This is a genomic window from Duganella sp. CF458, assembly GCF_900113115.1.
Classification (GTDB): domain Bacteria; phylum Pseudomonadota; class Gammaproteobacteria; order Burkholderiales; family Burkholderiaceae_D; genus Rugamonas.
Map to the genome: position 1 here is coordinate 365,406 of NZ_FOOF01000001.1, position 12,541 is coordinate 377,946.

General features: G+C 64.6%; 8 protein-coding genes. 2 read left to right on the top strand and 6 right to left on the bottom strand.

Annotated features, from left to right (window positions below; all coding sequences use genetic code 11):
• Positions 1 to 34: 34 nt before the first annotated feature.
• The 6 genes from BM269_RS01650 to BM269_RS01675 form a co-directional block, all read right to left on the bottom strand.
• Entirely contained in the window at positions 35 to 6,220 is a 6,186-nt protein-coding gene (locus BM269_RS01650) for a hybrid sensor histidine kinase/response regulator (RefSeq protein WP_229204456.1), read from the bottom strand.
• A 35-nt stretch (positions 6,221 to 6,255) separates the two neighbouring features.
• The gene (locus tag BM269_RS01655) at positions 6,256 to 8,583 is read right to left on the bottom strand and encodes a methyl-accepting chemotaxis protein (protein WP_090435005.1); all 2,328 of its coding nucleotides are present in this window, start codon (positions 8,581 to 8,583) and stop codon (positions 6,256 to 6,258) included.
• 57 nt (positions 8,584 to 8,640) lie between these two features.
• Complete coding sequence (locus BM269_RS01660) at positions 8,641 to 9,189, bottom strand: chemotaxis protein CheW (RefSeq protein ID WP_090435008.1); 549 nt, start codon at positions 9,187 to 9,189, stop codon at positions 8,641 to 8,643.
• A 3-nt stretch (positions 9,190 to 9,192) separates the two neighbouring features.
• Positions 9,193 to 9,558, bottom strand: coding sequence for a response regulator transcription factor (locus tag BM269_RS01665; protein WP_055929369.1), 366 nt, complete (start codon positions 9,556 to 9,558; stop codon positions 9,193 to 9,195).
• A 25-nt stretch (positions 9,559 to 9,583) separates the two neighbouring features.
• A complete protein-coding gene (locus BM269_RS01670; protein WP_055929366.1) occupies positions 9,584 to 9,982 on the bottom strand; it encodes a response regulator in 399 nt (132 codons plus the stop codon).
• Between the two features lie 148 nt (positions 9,983 to 10,130).
• A complete protein-coding gene (locus BM269_RS01675) occupies positions 10,131 to 10,283 on the bottom strand; it encodes a rubredoxin (RefSeq protein ID WP_090435011.1) in 153 nt (50 codons plus the stop codon).
• Between the two features lie 96 nt (positions 10,284 to 10,379).
• On the opposite strand from BM269_RS01675, the gene BM269_RS01680 reads away from it, so the two are divergent.
• Together BM269_RS01680 and hemL are read left to right on the top strand one after the other, a co-directional pair.
• Positions 10,380 to 11,189, top strand: coding sequence for a bifunctional hydroxymethylpyrimidine kinase/phosphomethylpyrimidine kinase (locus BM269_RS01680; RefSeq protein WP_090435014.1), 810 nt, complete (start codon positions 10,380 to 10,382; stop codon positions 11,187 to 11,189).
• On the top strand, positions 11,186 to 12,469 hold the full coding sequence (gene hemL / locus BM269_RS01685) for a glutamate-1-semialdehyde 2,1-aminomutase (protein WP_090435017.1): 1,284 nt from the start codon (positions 11,186 to 11,188) through the stop codon (positions 12,467 to 12,469). The genes BM269_RS01680 and hemL overlap by 4 nt, the downstream gene beginning before the upstream one ends.
• The last annotated feature ends 72 nt before the right edge of the window (positions 12,470 to 12,541 follow it).

The following is a 12,541-nucleotide window of genomic DNA, read 5'->3' on the forward strand; positions in this document are numbered from 1 at the left end:
CTGCGGCCTGCCCTTTAGTTCGCTACTGCACGCCTCAAACGCGTTGCGGCAGCAGGCCGGCGATGGCGCCGAGCAGGATGTCTTCCTGGAACGGTTTGCCGAAGTAGGCATTCACGCCCAGTTGCAGCGCGTAGTTGCGGTGCTTGTCCGCCGAACGCGAGGTGATCATGATGATCGGGATCTCCTTGGTGCGTTCGTCGCCGCGCACGTTGCGGGTCAAGTCGAAGCCGTCCATGCGCGGCATCTCGATATCGACCAGCATCAGTTCCGGCAAGCGGTCCTGCAACTGCTCCAGCGCATCCACGCCGTCCTTGGCCAGCATCACCTGGTAGCCTTCGCGCTCCAGCAGGCGCTGGGTCACCTTGCGCACGGTGAGCGAATCGTCCACCACCATGACGGTGCCATGGGCGCGGGTCTGCTCCACTGCCTCGGCAACGCCGCCGGCCGGGGCCGGCGCCGGGGTGGCGGCAGTGCGCGGCGCCAGTTCCGGATGCTGCGCCACGTGCAGCTGCAGCGCCACCGGATTCAGGATCAGCACGATCTCGCCCGAACCGAGCACGGTTGCGCCGGCGATGCCGGGCATGCGCGACAGTTGCGGGCCGATGTTCTTGATCACCACCTCGCGGTTGCCGACGATTTCGTCGACGTGCAGCGCCACGCGGTCGGTACCGTTACGCAGCATCATGACCGGGGAGGAACGCTGCAGCAGCGGACGGGCATCGCCGTCGCCCAGCAACGTGGCCAGGTAGCGCAGCGGCACGTGCTGGCCGTGGTGCACCACGGCGCCCTTGGCGGTGGCTTCGGCCAGCGCGCCTTCCTTCAGTTGCAGCACCTGCTCCACCATCAGCGCCGGCACCGCATGGGTGCGGCCGCCGGCGGAGATCAGAACCACCTGGGTCACGGCCAGCGTCAGCGGCAGGCGAATCGTGAAGCGGGAACCTTTGCCAGCCTCGGTGAAGGTTTCCACGCGGCCGCCCAGGGCTTGTGCCTCGGACAGCACGATGTCCATCCCCACGCCGCGGCCGGCCAGTTCGGTCAGCGTATCGGCGGTCGAGAAGCCCGGATGGAAGATCAGGTTGGACGCCTCGGCGTCGCTGACCACCTGGTCTTCGGCCAGCAGGCCGACGCTGCGCGCCTTGGCGCGGATGCGTTCCAGGTCCAGGCCGGCGCCGTCGTCGCTGAACTCCAGCACCACTTCGTTACCCTGCTGGCTGACCTGCACCAGCAGTTCGCCGGTCTCGCCCTTGCCGTGTTCGACGCGGCGCTCGCGCGACTCGATGCCGTGCACGATGGCGTTACGCAGCAAGTGTTCAAATGGCGCCGCCATGCGTTCCAGAACGCTACGGTCCATTTCCACGCCGCCGCCACGGATGTCCAGGTTGACGCGCTTGTCGGTTTCCTTCGCACCCTGGCGGGCCACGCGGAACAGACGCTCGGAGACGCTGTTGAACGGCACCATGCGCACGCGCATCAGGTCACGCTGCAGGTCGCGCGTCATACGCGCTTGCTGCGTCAAGTCGCCGGTGGCGCCGTCGATGGAGCGGATCAGGCCTTCGTGGAAAGAGGCCACGTCGCTCACCGATTCGGCCATCATGCGGGTCAATTCCTGCAGGCGGGTGAAGCGGTCGAACTCCAGCGGGTCGAATTCGCGTTCGCCGGCAATCGACATACGCGAGGCGATCTGCGATTCCGCTTGCATCTCGACTTCGCGCAGCTGGCGGCGCAGTCGATTCAAGTTTTCCTGGAAGTCGGACACCGAAGTACGCAGCGAGGTCACTTCGTTTTCCAGGCGCGAACGGGTGATCGACACTTCACCGGCCTGGTTCACCAGGCGGTCGAGGATGTCCGCACGCACACGCACCAGCGGCGAGGCCTTGGCGGCTTCCGCTTCGTCGCCGCGAGCTGCCGTTGCAGGCGCTGCAGCCAGGCGCGCGGCCAGGGCGCTGAGCGAAGGCTGCGCTGCACCAGGGGCGGCCGGCGCGCCGGCTTCGGCGGACGGTGCGGCCGCTGCCGCTTGCGCAGCGGCCATGGCAGCAGCGTAGGCTTCCGGATTTTGCAGTTGTTCGAACAGCAGCAGCGCGTGGTCGTAGTGCGCCATCAGCTCGTCGAACGAGTGCTGGGACGCGCTACCTGCGTGCACCATGTTTTCAATGTGCGTCTCGATTTCGTGCGCGTGCTGGCCAAGGCGCATTGCGCCGGCCATGCGGGCACTGCCCTTCACGGTGTGCAGCACGCGCTGCAGGCTGTGGGCGTGGCTGAAATCGGTCGGCTTGGCGTGCCATGCGCGCAGCGATTCGCCGATCTGCGGCAGCAGGTCGGTGCCTTCTTCCAGGAATACCGGCAGCAGGTCCGGGTCCAGCTCGTCGTGGATGTCGGACGGGCTGGCTCCCAGCAGGTGCGGGGTTTCCGGCAGTTCGACCACCTGCACTTCGCTTGGGGCTGCGTGGTCGAGGTCGACCGCGTCTTCCTCGATGGCTTCGCCGGCGGCCAGTGCGGTGGCATCGATGGCGTCGACTTCGATTGCAGCTTCGGCGCTTGCGGCTTCCGCTTCGGCCAGCAACGCTGCCACTTCAATGTCTTCGGCAGCCAACTCCGGTTCGGCCTCGGCAACGACCGGTGCAGCGATTTCCTCGACGACCGGCGCAGCGATTTCCTCGATGACTGGTTCTGCGATTTCCTTGACGACCGGTGCGGCGATTTCTTCGACGACCGGTGCGGCGATTTCCTCGACGACCGGCGCAGCGATTTCCTCGATGACTGGTTCTGCGATTTCTTCGACGACCGGCGCAGCGATTTCCTCGATGACTGGTTCTGCGATTTCTTCGACGACCGGTGCGGCGATTTCTTCGACGACCGGTGCGGCGACTTCCTCGACGACCGGTGCGGCTTGCGTGAGCTCCGGCGCATCGAACGCGTCATCGAAGGCGGCTTCGAACAGGTTGTCGATGGTGCCTTCTTGCGCGGCCACATCCGGTTGCGGCTGCGCCGCGCTGTCGACTGCAGCCGGCGGTTCGGTCACCAGGCTGTGGTACGTGTCGCTGAACAGGTTGTCGAGACGCTCTTCCAGCTTCTCACCGCCTGGCTCACCCACGATGCTGTCCAGGCGATCGTCGAGCGCTTCGCCTACTTCCGGCGGGTGCGCCAATGCATCGCGCAGCTTGTGCAGCGCTTCAATCAGTTCCGGTTGCTCCGGCGGCAATTCGCCGGTGGCGAAGCTTTGCAGCATCTGGCGCACGCGCTCGATGGTGAAGTCGAACAGGTCGTGCTGGGCATCGTCCAGGTGCGGTGCCGGCGGCTGCAGCTCCTGCAGCGTAATTTCCAGCGCGTAGGACAGCTCGCGCAGCGCCTTGAAGCCGACCGTACCGGAAGTGCCGGTCAGGGTGTGCACCGCCTGCAGCGCTTCCGGATTGACCGGACGCTGCTCGTGGCGCCATTCGCCGAAATCTTGCGACAGCAGGCGTATCAGTTCGTCGGCCTCCGCCATATAGATGTTGTACAGCGGCAGCGGGATCGCCAGGCGTCCCACGAACTTCATATTGTCTTCGGCCGGCGGCTCCGCTGGCGTCGGCGCGGTAGCGGTCGGGAAATCGATGACGTTGGTCGGGCGGGCCGGTGCTGCCTCGTCTACGAGTGCCTCGACCAGCAGCGGTTCGTCCAGCGTCAGGGCGGCCTCGGGTTCGGAAACCTCGATCGCCTCCAGGTCGAACGACAGGTCATCGGACAGCGCTTCCACCGCGTCCACCACCGGTTCGCCTGCCACCGGCGCCGCCTCGGCAACTTCGACGGCTTCGGCCTCGATTGCCGGGACGGTTGCTTCCAGTGCTTCGCTCACGTCGGCGAGCACCGGCTCTTCGGCAGGCGCTTCGCTCGCGGCGGCGACAGGTTCGGCGACAGGTTCGGCGACAGGTTCGGCGACAACCGGCGCGCTCGGCGCGGCAGCGGCCTGGGTGCCAACGGCCGGGCGTTCGAACACGCCGGTTTCCTGCAGGCGCGTGGCAGCGTCGACGATCGGTTTTTCCTGGCGTGCCGAGTTGCCGGTGGTGGCCAGTTCTTCCACCCAGGCCGACATCTCTTCGCTCGCGTAATTGAGCAGCGCGAACAAGTCTTCCGAGGCGCGGCGCTCTTCCGCCAGCCACAGGTTCATGATTTTCTCGATCGCGTGGCCGCCGTCGCCGAAGCGGTTCAGGCCCACCATGCGGCTGCTGCCCTTCAGCGTGTGGAAGGAGCGGCGCAGCATGGTCAGGATATCGAGGTTGGAGATCTCGCTATGCGGGCGCGCCAGCGTCTCGCGCACGAAGGCCAGCACTTCCTGTGCTTCGCCGATGAAAATCTCCAGCAGTTCTGCTTCGACTGCCTCGTCGCCGGCGGCGCCGGCTTCCGGGACCGGTGCGGTCAACACCGGTTCAGGAGCCGCTTCCGGCTCCGGCAGTGCTTCTTCCAGCACCGGGATCGATTCAGGGCCGGAAATTTTCTTGAACGGCACGGCACGGAAGGTCCCGTGTTCAGGATCGAAGGCGAAACGCTCGCGCGCGCCGGATGGATTCTGCGCCAGCATGTCGACGAAGAAGCCCAGCGCACCCACGTTCTGGGCAATGTCGTCCAGCGCCCTGGCTTCGTGCGCTTCATCGAACTGGCCCGATGCCAGGCGGCCGATCTCGATGCGCACGTGCGCGGCCGCGTTCATGGCGTCATCCTGGTCCAGGATGGCGCAGGCGCCGTGCAGCTGGTGCAGCACCTTGTCCAGGTCCGACAGTTCGGCGCGGCGCGCCGGGTCGGTGTAATACTCGTCCAGCATCTTCTCGACCTGGCGCAAGCCGGTCTTCATTTCCAATGCCAGGGCGACTACGGTGTCTTCTTCGTGCAACTGGCGGGCCAGGCCGCCTTGCCATTGCGCCGGCTCCGGCGCCGCGCCGCCGGCGGCCAGGGCCTGCAGGCGCGCCGCGATGGTGTCGGCGTGGGCGTTGAAATCGTCCGGCAGGTGGCGGATCTGAGCGATGCCATGCTCGGCGAACAGCAGCGCCGTCGCCATTTCCAGCCCCAGCGCCTCGCTGCGGCGGGTGCCCACGGTGCTGCGGGCCGATTCCGCCAACTGGCGCAGCAGCGCCGCCAGCGCGCCCAGGCCCAGCATTTCGCTTGCCACGGCGACCTTGGCCAGGGACTGGCCGAAATCGTTGTCGAGTTCCGTACTGTTCTCGTTCTGCTCGATGCGCTGCCACACCGTACGCGCATGGGCAATGCCCTCGCGCGCCGCAGCCAGCGAGCCATCGTCGATACGGCCGTAGCGGCGCGTTTCGAAATCGTGCGGCACCATGCCGTCCAGCGCATAACCGGCGCGCAGCTGGCGCGCCAACGGCGGCAGGTGCTCCGGATCGGCCGAGGCGACGAAGAACAGCGCTTCCTTCAGAACATTGTCCGGCAGTTCAGGCGCACCGGCCGACAGGCGGCGCAGTTGCAGGTTGATCAGGCCGAACAGCTGTTTGACGTAACGGTTGCTTTCCTGCTGGCCGCCCACCACCAGCTCGGCGAAGGCTTGCATGGCGCGCCAGAACACGCGCGCCTTGTGCTCGCCCTGCTGGTCGGCCACGTCGGTGATGGCTGCCTGCAGCGCCGCGGCGTGGATGGCCTGGCTGCCGGCATCGGCTGCCTTCAGGTAAGGCAGCAGCGCGCGTTCGAAACGCTGGCGCAAGGCCTTGTAGTCCGGTGCGCCGGTTGGCGCGCCGGTCGAAGGCAAGGCCGATGGCAGTTCCGGCACGTACGATACGTCGGGGAAGAACAGGTCGGCCGGGTGGACCCGGTCGATGCCCAGCAAATCCTGGATATCGCGGAAGAACGGGAACAGGCGCACCGGCTGGAATGGGGCGCCGGACAACAGCTCCTCCAGGAATTCCACCAGTGCCTGGTACATATTGGCCAGCAACTGGGCGTGGTCCGACGTGCATTTCAGGGTGCCGTCACGCATGCGGTCCAGCACCACTTCGGCCAATTGCGTCAGCAGCGCGACGCCGTCCACGTCCACCATCTGCAAGGCGCCGTGCGCCTGGTGCAGGTGCGACTTGGCGTGCATCAGCGCCGTAGTCTGGTCTTCCGCGTCACGCCCGCCGGCTTCGAACAGCGCCGTACGGGAACGGGCCAGCGCTTCGCGGATTTCACCCATGACCCAGGACAGCGGGCCGGTGTCGTATTGCGGCAAAGCGGTGAACGAAAGATCAGGTTTGCTCATAGATTCTAAAAATTAAGCGGCAACTTGGGCACTAATCAGGCACCAACACGGAATCGCGACACGGAGTTCTTCAACTCCTGCGCCAGCGAGGTCAGTTTGCGAACCGAACTGGCGGTTTGCTGGGTACCGTCCTGGGTTTGCTGCGTGACCTGCAGGATGTGTTGCATATTGTGCGCCACGCCGTTTGCCGACGTCGCCTGCATGCCGGTCGCGTAGGAGATGCCCTGAATCAGTTCCGCCAGGCGGTTCGACACCTGCGAGATGTCCTGCAGTGCGGTACCTGCCGCGTCGGACAGTTTGGCACCCTCAACCACACCCTGCGTGGATTTTTCCATAGCGGCTACCGCGTCGTGGGTGTCGGTCTGAATGGTCTTCACCAGCGCACCGATCTGCTTGGCCGCTTCGGCCGAACGTTCCGCCAGTCGCTGCACCTCTTCCGCAACCACCGAGAAGCCTCGGCCTGCTTCACCTGCCGATGCCGCCTGGATCGCCGCGTTCAGCGCCAGCACGTTGGTCTGTTCGGTAATGTCGGAAATCAGCTCGGTAATCTCACCAATCTCCTGCGAGGATTCACCCAGTCGCTTGATGCGCTTCGAGGTTTCCTGGATGTTTTCGCGGATCTCATCCATACCCTTGATCGCATTCTGCACCGCATCCGCACCCTGGCGCGCCGCATCAACCGACTGGCGCGCAACGTCCGCCGATTCCGCCGCACTGCGCGACACGTCGGTAATTTCGTTGGCCATCTTCACAACGGTGTTGGATGCGTCCTGAATCTCTTTCGACTGCGCTGCCGATGCTGCCAGCAGGTCATTCGAGATGCCCTGTGCGTGGCTGGATGCGGAGGTAACCTGTTCCGCGGTAATCGTCACACGGCCTACCAGGCCGCGCAGCTCTTCCACCGTGTAGTTAACCGAGTCGGCAATCGCGCCGGTAATGTCTTCCGACACGGTTGCCTGCACGGTCAAGTCACCGTCCGCCACTTCCTGCAGTTCGTTCATCAGGCGCAAAATTGCGGCCTGGTTCTGCTCGTTAATGGCCTTGGTTTCTTCTTCCTGCTGCTGCGCTTTCTGGCGCATGGCTTCCGCTTCCTGGCGGCGGCGCTCGGAAGCGCGGCCACGGTTCTGGGAATCGAGCAGCAGCACGCGGCCGATCGCCGCGGCGGAGACCAGGGTCACCACCAGGCCGACCACCATCAGCCAGAACGAGATACCCAGCGAGTCCTGCTGCTCACGCAGCTTGGTCTGCAGGGTCGCCAGGCTGGCACGCACGTCTTCATTCTCGTTAAACAGCAGTCGTTCCGCGCTCTTCGCCGCGGAGAATTTTTCCAGACGGTCCAGAATGAACTTGACCAGCTTGTCGTAGTCTTCGAAGCCTTTTTTCAGCGCCTGCAGGTTTTCGCGGGTTTCGCCATCCTTCACGGCGGGCAGGCCGAGCTGGTCGCTGCCGGCCAGGAAGCCGTCCACGGTCTGGCGGAACACGGTCGCGTCGCGGCCCAGCTGGAAGGCGGTCTCGGACGAAGAAATGCCGCCCTCGGTCAGGAACGCCGAAGCGCTACGGCTCATGCGCTGGGTCAGCATGCCCAGCTTGCCCAGCGCTGCCAGTTCCTTGGCGCTGCCGCCCTGCTTCAGGCGCGCCGACGAGACTTCCTCGGTCAGCGACAGCAGGTCAGGCGACATGGCGTTCAGCTTCTGCAAGGTCTCGTCCAGACCCGCCAAGTCCCACTTGTATTTGGCGATCGTGGCAGCGGCCTTGTCGGAAGCGGTCCACTTCTTGCGGGCATCGTTCAGGGTCGGCAGCACCGCGCCCGGTGCCGACAGCACCGAGTGGCCGGCATAGCGGCCGCCGTCGGCCAGCGCCAGCAGCGCGCGATTCAGTTCGCTGCGGCTGTCCTCCAGCTGTTTGATCGCTTGCTGGTTACCCTTAATCGCGTTAGGCGCCGCCTTGCCGATACGCTGCGAGTGCATCAGCACGTCCGAAGCGATCTGGGTACGGGTCGACGTCACGCCGCTGTTGTACGCGTTCCACGCCACGAACACCACCGACAGCAGCAGGGACACACCCAGCGTGGTCGACAGCAGGCTCAGTTGGCGTGCGCTTGGCAGGTGGCCGATCAGTGGCAGCTTGACGTTGGCGGCCGCTTCGCCCACCGAACTGGTACGCAGGCGCTGCAGCAGGCCACGGGTGCCTTCCGCCGCTTCCGGGGTGACACCTTCGGTCGCAGCCGGTTGTTCAGCAGTGGCCAGCGCCGCATCCGGCGGCGTGCCCTCGTACTGAGAATTGTTAAAGCTGGCAAACTCCGAATTGGAACCCAGCTCGGCGCTGGCCTCCGGTGCGGAGCGCGACAAGAATTTAAATGCCATTACTACGTCCCCCGATAGCTTTCGATAGAGTTGCGCCTGCCCGATGGCAGCGCGTGATTACAGGCCGATTTGCAGGAACCGCGCATCGTGCACCAGTCCACCCAGGTCCAGCCTGGTCCACTGTTGCCCGTCACGGTCTTGGAATTGCTGGCCACCCCAGGCGGCCTGCCCGTTGTCAGCCACTGCTTGTTCCACCATTTCGTCCAGGTTGCGCAAGCCGAGCACCCGCCCGGCCAGGATGGCAACGTTGAAACCAAGGTGGGTGGCCAACGTCACCAGGCGGCTGTCCGGCCCCGGCTGCGTGCCCGCCTCGCCCATATAGCGCGCCAGGTCGACCACACCGACCAGGTTGCCGCGAATATTGGACAGGCCGCGATACCAGTCCTGCGACAGCGGCACCGCCGTGACGGCCTGGAACGGCACGATTTCGCCAACCTGGGTCAGGTCCAGCAGGCAGCGGCGGCCGCCCAGCAGCACGCCCAGCTCACGCCCGGCATTGCCCGTGCCGGCCTTGGCGGCCTGCATGCGCTCCAGCAGCGTCACTTGGTACTGCCGCAGGCGGCTGCGGCGTTCAGCGCCGGTCGGCGCCTGCTGTTCGGTCGTCATCGCTTAACCGAGTGCGGCAATCTTGGCCAACAGCTCGGCCGCATCGACCGGCTTGACCAGGTAATCCTTGGCGCCCTGGCGGATGCCCCAGATACGGTCGGTTTCCTGGTTCTTGGACGAGCAGATGATGATCGGCACGTCCTGCAGCTCAGGATCCTTGGCGATGGCGCGGGTGACCTGGAAGCCGTTCTGGCCAGGCATCACCACGTCCATCAGGATCAATTGCGGCTTGTCGGCCTTGATCTTGGCCATCGCCTCTTCGCCGTTTTCAGCGGTGGAAACGGTGAAACCGCTGCGCACCAGGATGTCGGTCAGGTAATAACGCTCGGTAGGCGAGTCGTCTACGATCAGGATTCGTTGAATAGCCATGCTTTACTCTCTGTATTACGATGTTTTATGCACTGGCAGCGGCGGTGTGCTCTCGCACCGCAGCCAACAGGCTGTCTTTGGTGAACGGTTTGGTCAGGTAGGCCGCCGAACCGACCATGGCGCCGCGCGCCCGGTCGAACAGGCCATCCTTGGATGAGAGCATCAGCACTGGAGTGGAATGAAACTTGGCGCTCTTTTTGATCAGGGCGCAGGTTTGGTAACCATCCAGCCGCGGCATCAGGATGTCGCAGAAGATCAGCGCGGGCTGCTGGTCATTGATCTTGGCCAGCGCGTCGAAGCCATCCTCGGCCAGGATTACCTGGTATCCCGCCTGGGTCAGGAAAATTTCTGCAGACCGACGAATGGTGCTGCTATCGTCGATCACCATGATTTTCAGTCCGGTTCCTTGCGGTTTATTCGTCATTTCTAAAGTATTCGCTCAATAGTCTCGCTACGATAGCACAGGGGGAGGGCCTGTGGCAGATCATGCTGCTGAAAAGAAACACTTATTTATTTGAAAACTTGGAAACATTCATTAATTGATAAGTAATTCAGTTTCCACTCAAATAACTTTACAGCGCCACCATTTCAAAATCGTCCTTGCGCGCGCCGCATTCGGGGCAAGTCCAGTTCATCGGCACGTCGGCCCAGCGGGTGCCCGGCGCAATGCCTTCTTCCGGCAAGCCGGCGGCTTCGTCATAAATCCAACCGCAGATCAGGCACATCCAACTCTGGAATTCCTGGCTTGGTTCATTGCTGCTCACGTTGAGTCACCTTCTAATCAAGTAAAATGCTGAATTAGGTATCTTAATCTACCCGCCGTGCAAAACCAAACATCTCCCTTGATCCTGACATTTGGCGTGGCCGATCCGGTCGGTGCGGTTGGCGTGCATGCCGACCTGGCCGTGTTCCATGCCCTGGGTTGCCGCGGCCTGGCCGCCACCACCGCCCTGCTGGTCGGCGACAGCGCGCGCGTCGAAGACCAGCAGCACGTCGATCCCGACTGGGTGGCCGACCAGGCCCGCATGGTGCTGGAAGACGTGCCGGTGCAAGCCTTCAAGGTCGGCGCGCTGGACCACCTGGAACATGTCTCCACCCTGGCCGAAATCGTCTCCGATTACCCCGATGCGCCGCTGGTGCTCGACCCCTTCGGCAGCCAGCTGCCGCCGCCGGGCGACGAAGACGATCCCGAAGAACTGCTGACCGTGCTGCGCCAGCTGCTGGTGCCGCAGGGCACGCTGCTGATGCTGTCCGAAGTCGAACTGGCGCGCATGGCCGAAACCTGGCGCGAGCTGGGCAACGGCGAAACCATGGCCGACGACGCCGAACACCTGATCGACCTCGGTTGCGAATACGTGCTGGTGACCGGCACCAATGCCGGCAGCGGCCAGCGCGCCAATACCCTGTACAGCGCCGACGGCGTGCTGCGCCACGATAAATGGCAGCACCTGCCGGGCCCCTTCGTGGGCGCCGGCGGCACCTTGTCGGCCGCCATCGCCGCCTGGCTGGCGCACGGCCTGGCCGTGCCGGAAGCGGTCGAGCGCGCCGAGCAATACACCTACCAGACCCTGCTCCATGCCCAACGCTATGGCATGGGGCGCTTTGTCCCCAATCGCTTCTTCAAGCTATGACTACTTCGAAAAACGACATCCTGTTCGAGCGCGCCCAGAAATCCACCCCGGGCGGCGTCAACTCGCCGGTGCGCGCCTTCCGCTCCGTGGGCGGCACGCCGCGCTTCATCACCCGTGCCGAAGGCCCTTACTTCTGGGATGCGGACGGCAAGCGCTATATCGACTACATCGGCTCCTGGGGCCCGGCCATCGTCGGCCACGCCCATCCTGAAGTGGTAAAGGCAGTGCAGGACGCCGCCACGCGCGGCCTGTCTTTCGGCGCCCCGACCGAAGCGGAAATCGAGATGGCGGAAGAGATCTGCCGCCTGCTGCCTTCGATCGAGCAGGTACGCCTGGTCTCGTCCGGCACCGAAGCGACCATGAGCGCACTGCGCCTGGCGCGCGGCGCCACCGGCCGCGACAAGATCGTCAAGTTCGAAGGCTGCTACCACGGCCACGCCGACTCCCTGCTGGTGAAGGCCGGCAGCGGCCTGCTCACCTTCGGCAACCCGACCTCGGCCGGCGTGCCGGAAGACTTCGTCAAGCACACCCTGGTGCTGGACTACAACAACGTGGCGGCAATCCGCGCCGCGTTTGCCGAATTCGGCGACCAGATCGCCTGCGTCATCGTGGAACCGGTAGCCGGCAATATGAACCTGATCAAGGGCAGCCCGGAATTCCTGGGCGCGCTGCGCGAGCTGTGCACCCAGCACGGCGCCATCCTGATCTTCGACGAAGTGATGTGCGGCTTCCGCGTCGGCCTGGGCGGCGCGCAGGAACTGTACGGCATCAAGCCCGACCTGACCGCGCTGGGCAAGGTGATCGGCGGCGGCCTGCCGGTAGCGGCCTTTGGCGGCTCCAAAGAACTGATGTCGCAGATGTCGCCGGTGGGCGCGGTGTACCAGGCCGGCACCCTGTCCGGCAACCCGGTGGCGGTGGCAGCGGGCATGACCACCTTGAAGCTGATCCAGCAGCCGGGCTTCTACCAAGGATTGGCCCGCAGCGCACGCCGCCTGGCCGACGGCCTGACCGCCGCGGCGAAAGAAGCCGGCGTGACCTTCTGCGCCGATGCCGAAGGCGGCATGTTCGGCCTCTACTTCAGCGCCACCCCGCCCAACAACTACGCTGAAATGATGGCCGGCGACCGCGACAAGTTCAACCTGTTCTTCCACAAGATGCTGGACGAAGGCGTCTACTTCGCCCCCGCCGCCTTCGAAGCCGGCTTCGTCAGCGCCCAGCACGACGACGCCGTGATCGACGCCACCATCGCCGCCGCCAAAAAAGTCTTCGCTTCCATTTAAAAAGTCGGGGTCAGCTCTGGCAATCGGACATTTCGCAAGCGAAATGTCCGATTGCCAGAGCTGACCCCGACT